The following is a 15,187-nucleotide window of genomic DNA, read 5'->3' on the forward strand; positions in this document are numbered from 1 at the left end:
GGTAGTTAATTACCAACAAAGTGCCGAGTGGTCGGAAAGGTATTGAGGAGTTGAGCATGCGGTGCAACTGAGCTCTTCTGATCTACACGAAGTTGACGATTGAATCGTCCCCAGGCGGGACTACACCGAAGCCGCATGGCGAAGCGTCCATCGCTGACGCCCTTGCATTCATCGTCCGAATTTGGGGTTTTGCGCCGCTATTCGCGCTGTGGTGTAAGCGTTGGCGAACTCGTACTGGTCAATCGTGCCCCTCGTTAGGCTCTCATTGAGCTCAGTAAAGATTCGTAAACCTTCGCCAGCCTCTACGGATTCCAACTGAGCACATTTTGAACCTAGCAGCTGGATGGCGACCATCTCTAGACGTTCGTCCATGTAGTCACCATGGTGGGACTCGACCAACAGCCTGTAAACCGCCCAAAGTCGTTTGGCGCAAGCCTTCGACAAATGGCCCATGAGTGCCGAGGTGATGATCAGAAGGACTATGGTCTCAAGGGCCTGATCAGGAGCATCCTTTTTCATGGCTGCTTTGATATGCCAGTGCCGCATCAGCGAAGCTAGTCCAATCTCAGGAAGCTGAGCATGCTCCACCAGTACATGCAACGCCGATGCTGCATGCCCCAGCGATTTTTCAAAGGGTACGCGGTAATCCCAGAGCGCCGAGATCATTGAAATGAACCCAGGTTCTGCATCAAGGATTGCTACGCCTTGACGTACGGTTCGTGCAGTAAAGACATCCGGAGGAAGTAACTGCACAATTTCGGATAGCTGTACGATTATCCCGACCCGCCATTCGCACAGCTGGGCAATTTTGCCCGCTTTTTCAAGTGGTGAAAGCTGCCCAACTTCTGTCAGGGCGTAAAGGACGTCAAGTGTGCAGAAGTCATCCACCTTGGAACCTGCGGCGCAAAAAATGCGCAGCGCTTCGTCATCAGAATAGAGCCGGTACCGTTCTGGCTCTTTGGCGCATATCTCCGCCATTTCGCTGTTGCTTCGCCCAATGACTTTTGAAGGCAGTGCTTCGTTTGCTTCTTCTGACGAGGAGGGCTGGAGGATGGAAGCGAGATGGGCTTTCAAGGCGTTCTGTAGTGCCAAGCACTTGCTTCGCATCGGGCTTCCGAATACAGGATTCGTGAACTCGGCAAGCTCCTCCATTGTGGCTCTGGCCACTGCAATTTGACCGAAGAAAGTGATGACGGCGTCGATGAGCCCCAAATCATTGAGGACTAGCAGCGCTGTCCAATCCAGCAGAGGCACACGCTTGCGCAGGGAATCGGCACCGGCGGGTTGCCAGCCAATATCGTTGACCATCGCCAAGTGATACTGGCGATCATCGCGGCTGGACACTTTGGCAACTTCCCACAGATGCACGATATCGCAAATGCAGGACAGCACCAGTCGCGGGCGCCATGAGAAAGGGATGGTGGATAATCCCTGCCGGAGGGAGCGCTCCAACCGTTTCTGGAACGCTTCTCTGTCGGGCGTCAGCCCAGTCAGTGCTTTTAGGCTTTCAACCAGCTCCCTGCCAGAGGCGCCATCTCGAACCTCGCCTCTCCAGAGCATCCGGGAATTCGGAAAATTTCTGAAGAATGCATCAGCGCGTGTTCGGAATTGCTCCCTATCCTTAGCAAGGTCGATGTCACTGCGTCCACCCAGGGTACCGCTCAGGTGCATCATCAAATAGGTGCCTTCCTGGCTCTCTACGCTCTGATCCACCAGTTCGCCTGCTCGCAGGGCCAGCTCCAATAGTCTGTCGCTCGTTGGGTCGGAAAACTGAATGAGAAAGAACAGTAACTTCACGAACTCCAGCTGTTCTCCTTTGGACTTTGCAGTTTCGAGAGCCCTCTCCGCCGCCTCTACGGCGTCATCGAGGTAGCCGCAGCGAGTGGCGATCGTGGCATAGGTGTTCAGAGCCAGTGGGTCGTCGGATCCTGTAGCAACAATTTTCAACAACCGATCGCGCGCTTTTTCCGTTTCGCCTAGATGATCAAGTGCCAATGCCTCGAAGGCCCCCATTCGATCACCCGACTCAACGCGGACTTTATTGCTTTGACACAGTTCTACGATGCCCTGCCAATCTTTCAAAGCTACCAACGCCATCCCGAGGCGCGCCGCCATCGCAGGCGAGAGTACGTAGTGCTTTGTTATTCTTTCGGCGAGTCGAACACACTCCATCGCACTGTCTGAATCGGTGGGATCAAGCTCGTGGATGAGTGTGAGTGCAATGCTCACGGGCTGATCCAATTCCTCATACCGTGCCTGCAGCGTCTTCAAAGCTTCATCTTTGGCCAACCTGCTCATCTCCAACTGGAGATAAAAATGTGCGAGGGCGGCTTGGGGAGCTAAATCAGGATCTGATTCGAGCAGACTCATCCACTGTTTCACTAGGCCAGGCTGAACTGATTTGTGAGCAGAAATCGAGGCGGCGGTGACAGCCGAGCCAAAAAGGGGATGGCTGCGTTCCACGGTGCCGACGTATGTGCCAAAGCTTTGGTAGCATGCCCGGAATTTACGGGTCTCATATAGCAAGAGCGTGTTCCAGAGATGCTTGTCAGGTGAGTCGGGCAACTGATCATTTGCCGACAATGCGAGGGTGAAGTCCGATAACTGACCCGCAATGCCCCGTAAGACCTCATGGATATGAGGCAAGTCCGGGCGCTTCTGCACAGCATCCTTCAGGTCTGCAAGTATCGACTCTGCCTTTCCGAGTGCCGACGCTGTAGCCCCCCATATGTCGACAAGCTGCTCTATGTTGGAATCCCACCCTGACGCCTTTATAGATAACACCGCGTCGTTAATCGCAGCCCAAGCCTCCTCAAGCTTCTGAAGGTTTACACCCGGAAGACCTGCGGGTGGGATAGATTCACGTCGCTGCGTACTGGCGGTGGCCAAAGCTAGGGAAAATTTGGCTCGGGCCCTAAGCAAAAGTAACAGTTCACGTATGTCATCGGATGCCTCGCAGGCTGCAAGGCCCGCTTCGCAGTCAGTCAGGGCATCTGCAGGCTGCTCAGACAACCAATGTGCAAACGCTCTAGCGAAAGACCGTTGAGGTTCTGGCAGCAAATCAGCCAGCTCAATGGCCAGCTCATAATGCCCTTGCACAGCATGGAGTCGGGAACGAACGGCGATGACTATTGGGTCTTCACCCTCCAGCAGATCATGCAGCTCAGCAAGCGATTCGTTATCGTGTTCGAATCTGATGCGGATCTCTGCTTCCACCAAAGCGGCTCGGTACTTGGGCAAAGGCGTTGCCTCATACGCGTTCTGGTATGAAGAGGCTGCCGCTTCGTTATCCCCGGTTTGAACCTGCCAGTTGCCACGTAGACGCCAATATTCTGCGCGCTCCAGCGTGGTCGAGTTTTCGAGCTTTGGCTCTGCCTCGTCGAGCTGTATCTTCGCTCGATCCAGCGCAGTTACTTGGAGATCCGCTTTGGCCTGAGTCAAATTCCAGGCAAGCGTGCCCCGAGCTGGGTTAACCCAGTAGTCTTCCGTTGAGCCTGCCAAGGCGTTCATCAGCGCAGGCCCTCTTGCAGCCACACCTTCTACCACCCCCTGAACCAAGGTTAAGCGGTCATCTGCTTGCATCCCAGGGTGGGTTTGCTGAGCGCGCTGGCTAAGGACGTGCCCTACGCGAGACAGTTCGTTCTGGTGACGAATGCCCTCAGAGAGATCCGTAGTCCTTTTCAGAATGTTTTTTGTTGGCGCGCGAAGGGTGACGTATTTCTGTTCGGCAGATAGATCATCGACGGTGATGCGGATCAGCTCATCCCTAAGCCAAACGTAGTAAAGAGGGCAGTCAACAGGATCTTCATTTACCGAAAGGTCGCAGATCACTAGGAGCACCGGTTCAACGGCTCTGGCGTAATAGCGGACAGTGGTGGCTTTCAGAGTCACCGAAATGTATTCGCCATCCGCCGTCAGGCTAGGAGAGCGGGTGCCTTTAAGTTGGATACGAAAAATATCCGTCGCGCGTTGATTCGGCGTGGTCTGCACTTGGAAGTCATAGCCATAGTCGTCAGTCCCTTCTAGGCTTTGCACCCGCCAATCCTTGGGATGACGAGCCATCAGACAACGTGTTGCATCTGCATTGATGTCGTGCTGATCACCCGTCCCTGGTAAAGGCCCATCAACTGGCATGGTGCTTCCTCGGCATAATCAAAAGGGCGCAGATGGCGTAAAAAAGGCGTTCTCGGTGCATTTTGTTTAGGAGTATACAGCCCTCTAAACGGGGCTTGGGGTCACCTACGTGATCAATATCTCTGTGTCTGGACTGATAGGCAGGTTGGGCGCATACCTGTCTCGCACAAGACTGCCCAAGGTTATCCGAGTTCCGGCCTTTCCAAAGCGCCTCGTAATGGCTTCTGATGCTAGCCCGGTCAATGCATGCCGGCGGAACGATACCCTACCTAAAGCATCCGGCTAGGTGGGCTCTCACTGGGCCCATCCGCCCCTGTCACTCCCAATTGTCCCCCGGGCCTATCTACGCCTTCGATGTGCCAAGCTCCTCAAAAGGCCGGATAGCCCGTGCGTTATCGAGCCAGTCCTCAGGGTCTTCAAGTTTCTCTCTGATGTAGTCGCCGTCGCGATTGCGGTAGCCGAAGGCCAAGTACCGAAGATTTTCACGGTGGATCATGTAAGCCGCCGTGACCCTAGCCTCGCAGGCATACTCTGCTCCATCGAAGACGGGGGCGAGCAGGCCCATTCTGGCCAGCGTGAGCTCAATCTGCTCTCGCACAAATTCGACGAAAAGTTGCTGTGGGTCTACCACCTCTGCTTTGAGCTCCTTAGGCCTGCCATCTTCATGTTCGAGGCCGTATAGGTAAGCCGTCCCCTGAGATTCCACAAACAACACATTCTTGAAAACCCGACATGCCCCTCCAGGCTCGCAAGCCTTAATGTCAGCGAGCCAAAGCTCGTCATGCTGCGAGTCTGGGAAACGCCCAGCGAAACGCGGGTTTGAGGCTGAGTAGATGGTGGCTGGTGTGATGCTGTCCTGCATGGCTGCGCTCCCAAAAATGCCGTCGAGTGTCGTCCGTCATCGAGTGTAGTCGCTCACGGTGACGATCAATGACGACTATTCTGGCCATGGACTTGGGCGTTGAGGTGTAGGCTAGAATCTGCCCCGTCACGAACGAGGAGTGTCGATGGCATGCTAGGCGTTCACTTCTAGGGTTTGCTGGCTTGGAGCTTTCGAGCAGGACAGCCCATTCGCGCAGCACAATATAGGAGATAAGCCATGCCGCTCGGCTACGATCCAAATGCCCCCAAACAGGCTGTCAGTGTTCTCGTGAACGGTGACCTTCTGGAGAGGGCAGCGCTCATCGACCTGAACCTCTCCGCCGTTTTAGAAAGCGCCATAGCTGAAGCTGTCGATCGGTTTCATGAAGCTGAGCAGGGCCTTGGAGAAAACCGAGACGTCATACTTGACGAATCAGTAGGTCAGATTGACCCCAATGTGCTGGGGGCAGCTATTGGTGTTTTCGGTAACGCGACTCTCGCGAAAAAATGGCTGATCACTCCAGCGAGAGCGCTGGGCAACAAGCGCCCAGTAGAGGCGGATATTGAACAGGTCATGGATCTGATAGCGCGAATAGAAAACGGCTTTGGTGCCTAGTAAATCGCGTCAGTTTGCCGCCTGGAACCATGCCCGAAATCACCTCAAGCCCACTCCTTTATCAAAGCTCATGCCAATGCCGCTGAACGGTGGATCTTGGAAGCCCCAGTTCTTTCGCTACCTCGACCTGCGTCAGCCCCTGGCTTTTGAGCTTCTGGACGTCCGCGCGCGTAGCCGCAGCGCGGATGCTTGTTGGGTGAGTGCTATCCACGGCCAGTGCCGATGCTGGTGGAGTTTGATCCGCCAGCCCGAGGGCCTCCAATTCGCCGAGTGCCTGGAGCAGCACCGCTCTTGGTGAGTCACGTGAATCAGAGGCAGTAGCAACGGCTATTAGAGCAGAGGGTGAGAGGCCCAGCGTATGGGCTAGGTCTGCTGCTACTTTGAGTGTCGGTGTGGTCTTCCCGCTTTCTAGCTGGCTGACGTGCGACGCGGCCACCGTGCCGCTGAGGTCTTTTTGCGTAAAACCTTTGGCCAGGCGAATGACGCGCAGCGCGGCGGCGAAGCCAGTTTGAATCGACATTAGGCCTTCTCAAAAGGAGACGGTATGCCTCGTTTGCCTGCGCCCGAACAAATCTATATATTGAGCCGAATGGGTTTCGCTCGTCTCCATGGCTAGCTCCTGGCATGCCGCACGGCGCGGCATTTCAGCAACATGCCTGCGATGGATTCCATGGTGAGGGGTGGCGCGCCCTCCTGGGCTCGTGCCCAGGCGCAATTAAGACTCAAATCGCTTTATGTACAGGGTAGGTACTAAGGAACGCTAGGATGTCAGATCTGAAGAAAGTAACTGTCACTGTTAAGAATTTTGAGTCCAGCTCTTCCGACGACTATGCGCGTCTTTACAAAAAGGTTCGTCTTTTAGATTCGTCTGGGAAAAATGTTTATTTTAAAAATCTAATTGTTCCAAAGTACCTTGAGCGTCGAGGTGCATTTGCACAGGACGTGTTGAGAACTTGGTATATAAAAAGCTTTCATAAATCCGCAGTGGTATTGGTAGCGTTTGAAGCCCAGAACGGTACGGTTGAATATGACCTTGATGAAGTTCGAAACTTGTCCCGCAGGGGCCTCTGGTGGGGAGTCCTGATTGGTATCGCCGCAATTCCTGCTGGATGCATTGTGGCAATTGCGACTTATGGGGTCGGCCTAGCGTTAATCCCTTTTGCTTTTTATCAAGCATATATGCAGGTTTTCAAAATTCCGGCTCGGTTGAGTCGTGAGCAATTGCTTCGAGACTTTTCTCTGCACGGCATTCGCGTAGATGAGGGTTGGTCTCGTTAAGTATTTGGGGCGAAGGTGCTCAAACGGCCTAAAGTTATGAGCAGGTGCTCGTATCGCTGCTCAAAGTCAGTCTGCTCCGAGCTTCAATATACTGATAAAGCGTCAATTAGAAGACCCATACACCGCCAAGCGGCTGTTCTAAGGTTGGCCAAAAATGCCGTCCCGGCTCGTTACCTGGGAGGCAAGGGTTCCCTGATGAAGATTTTGATTTACTCGGATCTGCATAACGAATTCGACTGCTTTGCCCCACCCGATATCGATGTTGACCTGGTCGTCCTGGCTGGGGATATCGATCTCCTGCACCGAGGGGTGAGGTGGGCAAATGACGCGTTCACGAGTGATGTGATTTATTGCAGCGGTAACCACGAGTTCTACAAAGGTCATCTCACTCGTACTCGTGAAAAAATGGAGGCAGCAGCGGCCTCCCATGTGCATGTCCTGGACAACCAGGTCTGGACGTCGGGCAGTGTCCGATTTCTTGTCGCGACCGGTTGGACAGATTTCTCCGGAACTGGTGATGTGATGGCTGCTTCCAGCGCGTGCGTGCGGGAAATGAATGACTTTCGAATGATCCGTACGGGTAGCGAATACCGTCGCATTCGTCCTACGGATCTCATTGAGAAGAATCGAACAACTTACGAGTTTCTGCGCGAGCAGCTCGCGATTCCCTATGTCGGCAAGACGGTAGTCATCACTCATCATTGCCCTATCCAAGAGGCCTCTGGGTCAGAGCATTCAGGACATTTGAGCGCCGGCTATTTCAATCGCTGGCACCAGTTAGTTGACCAAGCCGACGTCTGGATCTTCGGGCATACCCACCATTCGCTCGATCAGTTTTTTGGGCAGTGCCGGCTGATCTCGAACCCTCGGGGATACCCGTCCGAAGAAACGGGCTTTGACCCTAGCAAGATTCTGGAGATTTAAAGTGTCGAAAGTAGTGAGGAGCTCGGCGGGTGACGTGACTCCCATCCCTCTACAAGTCTTAGCTGCGAAGCGTATCAAGTGGGGCGTTGTCATCGATGCATACCTTACCGACGTTGCGAGGGTAGGATCACGATACTCGGCCATGGTCTTCTCGGATCGTGCGGGTCTGATTGAGGACGGAGAGACCGTCGCCACTCCCCCCGCCAAGCCTGTCGCTGAGCAGCAGGGCTTCGTATTGCTCCGGAGCATTAGTGGTCGTGATCATTACGTCGTTGTGAATTGGCTCGAAGCCGATGAGGCCAGCACTCCTGCCAGTCCATGAAATGATCCGGATCATGAGTCTTGGGGCGGTTTATGGCGGGGACTGTATGCCCCCGTATGAGGCAATCGCTTTCGCGCAGGCGATGTCCGGATCACTGCCTATGAACTGTCGATACCCAGTTCAGGATGCTTTTGAAGCTTTTCTAGGTGGTCGCTGAGGCGTTAACAGGGTAGTGCACGCGGTCACTTATGCTGCTTGCCAGCAACGTTGGCTTTCCATTTTTGGACAAAATATCACGCTCATGATCGCAGCTATCATTTGGCAGAAGCGGCTTGGAAAACACGCATCTCAGAAAGTTGTAAACCTCTTTTTTGACGTGTTAACCACCTCGGTTTACAAGTCGGAAAACCGGTTTACAGTCCTATGGTTCCTAGGGTACGTCCTGATTGGAGTCATTGGCGGAACAGACTCGGGTGGCGTTTAGCGACTTTTTGCGCCGAGCACTCATGGCGTTTGAATGAGGTTGGTCAGGAGAAAGAGCATCATGATTTCAGCCGCCGTATTCGATGCATTTGGTACCGTTGTTCGTATTCGCCGACGCACCAACCCTTACGGTGCTCTGTTCAGAGAAGGCCGTCGACAGGGGGTGATGCTCGCACCCAACAGCGCTCATTTTGCGATGACGACAAACCTCACTTTTGATCAGATGGCTGATCACCTGAGTATTGAGCTTTCTCCCTACAAGCGAGCCGAGCTGAATGATGCGTTGGGGAAGGAGCTGGCATCCATAGAGCCATACCCAGATGCACTCGAAGCGATTTCCAGGCTCCAGGAAGCCGGGGTCATGGTTGGCATCTGTTCGAATCTGGCCCAGCCCTTCGGCCCTGTGATCAGGAAGGCCCTTGCGCATGTGCAGTGCCACGCGTTCAGTTACGAGCTTGGAGTTATGAAGCCCACTCCTGAGATCTATCTGGCCGTATGCCGAGAGATGGGCGTGGAGGCCGGTTATCGCGACGATGGAAAAGGGCAGGTGGTGATGATTGGTGATTCGAGGAAGTGCGACAGAGATGGCCCTGGCGGTGTGGGGATAATGGGGTACCACTTAGATCGGTCAGGTTCGGGACAGATCAGCGACCTCATGCAATTCGCTAACCGGGTCATCGGGCACGACTGTGCTGGGTAAGTGGTAAGCATCCTGAATGGCGGCCAGCCGACTCATTCAAGGGATGCCTCAGGGAGCCGTTGAGCCACCTAAATACCGGAAAGACTGTCCTTGGCACGTTCCTAATGAACACCTACGGCAAGCACATTTAGCGTAGGAGAATGGATGGTTCAACGGCTAGAAAGACGGCCAGATACAGCGGCCTGTGGGAATCCCAAGTGTTCGAACAGCAATCTTGATCTTTCAAACTACCGTAGTTCGTATCCTCGCGACGAGGTAGAGCAGGTACGTATCCATTGGTGCGCGTACCCTGTCCTGGACGGTGATGTACTGTTTTGCACATGCGGGCATTACACGATTTTCTACAGCCCAGCTTTCCGGTCTCCGCCCGCTTAGTGAGGCGGCTATCGCCGCCAGGGGTGGTTATCCCCTGTGGCGGGTCGCTGACCGCTATGGAGCCACTTGGCTGGATTCTTCTATGAGGGTGTCCAGGAAAACGAGCACATTTTCGGAAGATATGAGGTGCAAATGCGGCGGCGTTCCTCCGCCCCGTATGCACATTCCAACGAAGTGAAACTTTTCACCAAACCTCGAAAACACAGGCCCTCCGCTCATCCCATTCAGGTCAACAGACGGAAGGTGTTGGTCAAGCTTCATCGAGTAGATATCGTCCGTGAGCGGACGGTCGGTTAACAGCCCGGACGCTACGAATGGGTGTTCCTCAATGTCGAAATTCTCGGTGTCAAAATTGTCCTCAAACTCTGGGTAGCCTACGGCATAGACGCGTTGACCGGGACTTATGTCCGAGACCTTTCGGCATAAACCATCGAGATTCCATGACCACCACTCGATACCAGGAGCGGTACTGGCAACATCGATCTGCCATACGAAGACATCTTCTGAGTCGTCTTGATGGTCTTCTGACCCTGCGAGCGGATGTCGTCCTGCATGGACTGGTAAAATGTCCTTGGACTCAGCCAGCACTAGCCTGAAAATCGCAGGATCTACTCCGCCAACGACGTGCTTAGCAGTAATCGCGAATTGTTTTCCTTTGTAGGTAACTACAAACAGCGATCCTTTACCAAATCGGGCGTTATGCATGCATGGCTTTCCCGGCAGCGTTTGCCACAAGACCGGACGCGTGCCTGTCAGCAATGCGCTCTCTATGTCTGTCCACGCAGCTTTTTCCGCCAGCTCTCGCCAATAACGTGCCTCACTCTCAAACTCTTCATCACTCATAAGCAGTTCGTCCGCATTACTGGATGTGAGTAATCGGTCGAGTTCGAAGATGGCAGGGCAGTACAACCAATCCGCCGCGTTTTTGAGGTCGTTGAAGGCTAACCGATCGGCCCTCCCAACCCATCGCATGGCTTTGCCGTAAGCGTCGATGCCCAATCCTGCCTGCTTACCAAGTAGAACGGTTCGGTAGGCCTCGTCGCCTGATTTTTCTACCTGCTCTGCCAAAAAGGGCAGTGATGCTTCGTCTATGATCCTGTATCGCTCGACATAAACTTCCGGCTCTTCCAAGATGTAATTGCGCTGCGGAAGAAATTGCGGGGTGCTCAAATTTAGACTCCTGATCCTCCCTCATGGATCACTGAAAGGGGAGGATTTCCTCGGTTCTGGTTATGCGTGCTCAGTGCAGGGGTGATTGTACTCAGGTCGGGGCTAGTTGAGACCAGCCCCAGCCATGCAGACTGGGGCACTATGCTGCACCTCTTTGCCAAGTTGATCCTGGCTTACCTCAGTCTTAAGAGGCTGCGGCGAAAGCATAATGACAGCAGCAGTCATACTGCCATGCCTCCCCGATTTCAGATCAGTCGGCGGTTGAAATGCCTGATTCTCTGCGCCAGTCCATCGTGTATAGAAGCTTCTGAGCGTTTAAGTATAAAACGGCGCATGACTCGACAAGCGTCTTCGCCGAGTTTGACTCTACTATTTCTCCATCAAGCGAAATGAAGCTTTGCTGGTTGAGAGACAGATACACGTGCAGTATATTCTCAATCGCCTTGTTTTCGATGTTTTTGAAAAGAATGGAGTCATGAACTAAGTAGGGAATGGTTGTATGTCTGAGTAGTGAGGTGTCTAGAAGGATTAAGTTCGAATAGGCCTTGCCAGTGCCGGTGTCTTCCGGTATTTCATAGCTGTATTTTTCTGGCTTAAGTTCGAGCTTTGGCGACGCTCGCATCTCTCCATAAATAAAGTTGACAAGTCCTTCGATGTCATTATTCAGGCTTTTTTCAAGTTCCGATAATATGAATAATTTATCTTCTTTTAACTTGTCCTTGAGTCTTTTAATTGTTTTTTTAAGTTCGGTGAATTTATCGTATAACTCATTTTCTTTGGTTAATTTGGAAAGCTCCAAAGAGATATCAATTACCGAGTCGACGATGAAGGCAGGATTGCCGGAGTTTTTTAGTGCCTTGGCGATGGCGGCGTTGCATGAGGCAATTTGCACATCAACTAATGCCAGTTGTTCGGATAGCTCCTGCTCTTTTGCTTTGATTTCTTTCCGTAGGATTCGGGTCAGTCCGTTATGGAAGGATTCGATGTTGTCCAGTTTTTCCAGGTTGAGTGAGGGTATTATTTCAAGCAAGGGCTGGAAGCTTCTTTGGGTAATATTTTTATTATTTTCTAGGTTGGCCTTCACTCGTTCAAGTTCGCTGGAGATAGACATCCTGATTTCGAGCAGCTGATTTTTTTGAGTTTTTTGCTCTAGCACAGAGTCGTCGATCAATTCGTTGATGGACATCGCTAGGCTAGAAATTTCATTTCTGATGTTGTCTAGGCGGGATTCATTAGTAGCGATGTCTTCAGCGTTTTTGGTGTATCTGGTCTTGTTGATTTTTGGAATGATGCTCTGTTTGGCTGCAGCATTAAGAGATTTTTGCTCAGCAAGCAAATTAGACTGTCGAATTGACATATCTTCAAGCGGGCCAAAGCGGTTGAATACCTTGATCAGCCAATCAATACATTGAGATCCGCTCTCCTGCGTGAAATCATGCAGCGGTCTCCTGACGTCCAGGTTGTCCCGGCCCCACACACGTGTCACTAAAGACACCACGGATCGGAAACTCAGACTTTCAATTGTGCTGGTGTAGTGGTTGCGCAAGAAACCAAGGTAGTCCGAAATGCTTATTTCTTGCTTGCCTCCGTCTAGCCCATGAATATATACCAATGTCGGGCTGCCAGTATTTCTTTCAAATGTGTATTCTTGATCCAGGCGAAGTTGGAAAACGTAGCTATGGTGCCCTAGTTTCTCAGCCACATCTTTGCCATGGGTTATCAGCGTATCACCGCCATACACAAAATCGATAATTTTAAGAAGCGTTGATTTGCCTATCGAGTTGGAGTTGGCGCGATCTCCCACGACGATATTGAGCTTTTCCTTGAATGTGATGCGCTTTTCAGTGAACCACTCGCACTCGATGTATGTCAGCATCTTGAAACGATCCCTGTTGTGAGGTTTACCTGGAGAGCATCACTTAGATATAAGATTTCTACGGCGTAAAGAAAGATCTCAATGGAGCCAATGCTTGAGGTTTTTTTGTACAGCTCTACAAGCGACATGGGTTGCTCAACGGCGGTGTACACTTTTTCTGCATGACCTAGAGATGACTTCGTGAATGGTATAAATTTATTTGGTGTGATCATTCGAAAATCTCGCAGTTCTGAATGAAAAATGACGCGATTATTTCCGAGGCTTCATTGGAATCGGATCCAGAGCGGTGACAAATCCAATCCACAATGTTCTTGAATATTACTTGTTGGTTCTGTGTTTGCTTTTTTTGCAGTAGGTAGTAGGTTTTGACCTGTAGGGAAATCATGATGGAGGAGTCCGGGGACTCTGCCTCCACCAGTTGAAGTTTCTTTCGAACGAACGAAAAATAATTGCTGACGTTTTCCTTGATACGATTCTTAGTCAGCCGCGTCATGGTCTCATTGATCTTGTAACTCAACTCTTTCGGCTCAAGACTTAGCTCTACGTCCTCGTCTGAAACATGTTCGAGCGCGTCAATTATTTTCGCGATTTCGTTCTCGATAGCATACTCATCCATGAGCTTGGCCTGGCGGTTGTGCTCCATGATTGATTGTTTTAATGCGACCATCTCCCGATAGCCTTCTACTGTTCTCGGGTTGTCGAATTCAGTATGGCACAGGATGCAAAGGGCGATGAGGTTGTCCGGATGATCCACGTTCTCGTGAAGTCTGAATTCGTCCTTGAGAAGCTCCAATTCTTTAGGCTTGGGATTCAATGGGTAGATATGCGCAAGTTCATACTTTTTATTTGAAGTCTTGGCTTTCTCGTACATCAGAGGTTTTCGGCATTTAGGACATTTGGCCGAAACCTCGCCCACCAACATGATGTTGGTGTTCTCGGAGAAACTCTTGCGTTTGTTCGTGGGCATGCTCTGTTCCTTGAGAGCGGGCGAGCAAAAGGAGCTCTGCCGAATGATAGCGGAATGAGATCGCGCGACAAAGTGTCTTGGGTGGGAGGTGGGATACGCATGGCTGGCGCGCAAAGATGCTGCCTGAAGTGCGAAGCATGAAGAGGGCTTGGTTGCGGCTTTTCCCGGAGCGCGATTCTGCGGCTTCCAGAACGCCAATCAAAGCAGCGATGATCATACGAGGCATCGCTGGCGTAGTACGCGTATACCAGCTGTTGAGCCAGAGCCTTGCTGTGGTGGGCTAGATCGTGGCGTGCAGATCTAGTGCTCACTTACATTCCCCTCGCAGGCCGTTATGGAAATAGCCGAACATTCGACTGGACTAATGCTAGCCTCCAGATATCTCCCAAGGCCTCTGGCTGAGGTAGCTTAATCAATAGATGATCTGCCAACCCAGCAAGCTGTTAACCCAGGCTGACGCAGGGCGGAGGCCTTTACGGCGTATACCAGGGGCATGGGCATCAATGCATCTATCCTCGGAATAGCAGTTCACAGCGACGATTGTCGAATCAGGGTGGGTAGGTTCGTTGGAGCTTTACGAATGAGCATGATGCAAAACGCTGTCACATCCATTCAGCTTGGCGTGGAGGATTTTCATAGCGACGACCCGAGAAGGGTTCTCTCGGCGATCCGCAACCTCTACGCGGGTTTACTGTTGCTGTTCAAATGTAAGCTGCAGCAACTCAGCCCATCTGGATCGGATGAAGTTTTGTTGAAAACGGATATCAGCCCTGTCATTGACGCTGAGACCCAGGCCGTCATCTGGAAGGGCAAGGGCAAGAAAACCGTTGACTACATGGAGATCCAAAATCGGCTTACATCGCTCGGCATTGCGGGGGTTGAGTGGAAGCTGCTTGAAAATCTTCAGAAAATCCGGAATTCAACTGAGCACTATTACAGCCTGGTCTCGCACTCCCAGATGCAGGAGGCCATCGCTAATTCGTTGCAGCTTATCATCCAGTTCTGCCAGCCCCACTTGGGCGAAGACCCTGCGAAGCTGTTGGGGCGGTCATGCTGGCAATCTCTAGTAGAGGTCGAGCAGGTCTACGCTCGACAATACGAAGCGTGCTTGAAATCGTTGGAGCAAGTTGACTGGGTTTTTCCCGAGCTTGCCGATGCTGTTGACGAAGTGCGCTGTCCCCAGTGCGACTCTCAGCTGGTTCGGGTCGGCGATCCGACGCTCGATCCTGAGAGCTTAGAGTTCGACTGCATGGTGTGTCTGGAATCCAGCAGCTACGAGGCGGTCATGGTGCCTGCCTTGGCGGAATCGCTAGCTGGCATAAATTACGTGAACGTAAAAGATGGTGGGGATGCGTGCAGCGAAACGTGCCACGAGTGCGGTAACGACACCTTCCTCGTGGAGCATGGGCAATGTGCAATCTGCTTTGCTGAACTGGACTACACGGAGTGCGCTATGTGCAGCACTAGCCTAGGCGTCTATGACCAAGATTCTGGCGGCCTATGTAGCTACCACCACCATCTTGCCCTCAAAGACGACTAAG

General features: G+C 52.3%; 12 protein-coding genes. 5 read left to right on the forward strand and 7 right to left on the reverse strand.

The genetic code is table 11. The annotated features are described in order from the left end of the window. Positions 1-168 precede the first annotated feature (168 nt). Entirely contained in the window at positions 169-4,134 is a 3,966-nt protein-coding gene (locus AB7M32_RS13525; RefSeq protein WP_454250180.1) for a DUF4365 domain-containing protein, read from the reverse strand. Positions 4,135-4,477: 343 nt separating this feature from the next. Further along, positions 4,478-4,996, reverse strand: coding sequence for a hypothetical protein (locus AB7M32_RS13530; RefSeq protein ID WP_454250181.1), 519 nt, complete (start codon positions 4,994-4,996; stop codon positions 4,478-4,480). 237 nt (positions 4,997-5,233) lie between these two features. Between AB7M32_RS13530 and AB7M32_RS13535 the strand changes: the two genes are divergently transcribed. Next, positions 5,234-5,611: a type II toxin-antitoxin system CcdA family antitoxin gene (locus AB7M32_RS13535; protein ID WP_401192567.1), complete on the forward strand. Its 378-nt coding sequence runs from the start codon at positions 5,234-5,236 to the stop codon at positions 5,609-5,611. Positions 5,612-5,672: 61 nt separating this feature from the next. Here the strand turns inward: AB7M32_RS13535 and AB7M32_RS13540 are convergent, their stop codons facing one another. Next, on the reverse strand, positions 5,673-6,131 hold the full coding sequence (locus tag AB7M32_RS13540) for a helix-turn-helix domain-containing protein (RefSeq protein WP_181125586.1): 459 nt from the start codon (positions 6,129-6,131) through the stop codon (positions 5,673-5,675). 245 nt (positions 6,132-6,376) lie between these two features. Between AB7M32_RS13540 and AB7M32_RS13545 the strand changes: the two genes are divergently transcribed. From AB7M32_RS13545 to AB7M32_RS13555, 3 genes are all read left to right on the forward strand, one after another. Then, positions 6,377-6,889, forward strand: coding sequence for a hypothetical protein (locus AB7M32_RS13545; protein ID WP_454250182.1), 513 nt, complete (start codon positions 6,377-6,379; stop codon positions 6,887-6,889). Between the two features lie 195 nt (positions 6,890-7,084). Further along, positions 7,085-7,813 carry a metallophosphoesterase gene (locus AB7M32_RS13550; protein WP_454250183.1) on the forward strand — a complete coding sequence of 243 codons (729 nt, stop codon included), beginning with the start codon at positions 7,085-7,087 and terminating at the stop codon, positions 7,811-7,813. 806 nt (positions 7,814-8,619) lie between these two features. Further along, positions 8,620-9,258 carry an HAD family hydrolase gene (locus AB7M32_RS13555; protein ID WP_454250184.1) on the forward strand — a complete coding sequence of 213 codons (639 nt, stop codon included), beginning with the start codon at positions 8,620-8,622 and terminating at the stop codon, positions 9,256-9,258. A gap of 429 nt (positions 9,259-9,687) precedes the next feature. Here AB7M32_RS13555 and AB7M32_RS13560 read toward each other — a convergent pair whose 3' ends face one another. The 4 genes from AB7M32_RS13560 to AB7M32_RS13575 all read right to left on the reverse strand — a co-directional run bounded on the left by AB7M32_RS13560 (position 9,688) and on the right by AB7M32_RS13575 (position 13,646). Further along, on the reverse strand, positions 9,688-10,803 hold the full coding sequence (locus AB7M32_RS13560; protein WP_204934325.1) for a serine protease family protein: 1,116 nt from the start codon (positions 10,801-10,803) through the stop codon (positions 9,688-9,690). Positions 10,804-11,053: 250 nt separating this feature from the next. Then, positions 11,054-12,679, reverse strand: a complete 1,626-nt coding sequence (locus AB7M32_RS13565) for a DUF2326 domain-containing protein (RefSeq protein WP_454250185.1) — start codon at positions 12,677-12,679, stop codon at positions 11,054-11,056. Continuing rightward, positions 12,673-12,891: an ABC-three component system middle component 7 gene (locus AB7M32_RS13570; RefSeq protein ID WP_454250186.1), complete on the reverse strand. Its 219-nt coding sequence runs from the start codon at positions 12,889-12,891 to the stop codon at positions 12,673-12,675. Before AB7M32_RS13570 ends, AB7M32_RS13565 begins: the two co-directional genes overlap by 7 nt. Further along, positions 12,888-13,646, reverse strand: a complete 759-nt coding sequence (locus AB7M32_RS13575) for an ABC-three component system protein (protein ID WP_330755052.1) — start codon at positions 13,644-13,646, stop codon at positions 12,888-12,890. Before AB7M32_RS13575 ends, AB7M32_RS13570 begins: the two co-directional genes overlap by 4 nt. 580 nt (positions 13,647-14,226) lie before the next feature. On the opposite strand from AB7M32_RS13575, the gene AB7M32_RS13580 reads away from it, so the two are divergent. Continuing rightward, complete coding sequence (locus AB7M32_RS13580; protein ID WP_454250187.1) at positions 14,227-15,186, forward strand: hypothetical protein; 960 nt, start codon at positions 14,227-14,229, stop codon at positions 15,184-15,186. The last annotated feature ends 1 nt before the right edge of the window (position 15,187 follow it).

The organism is Pseudomonas sp. R151218B TE3479 (assembly GCF_053629195.1).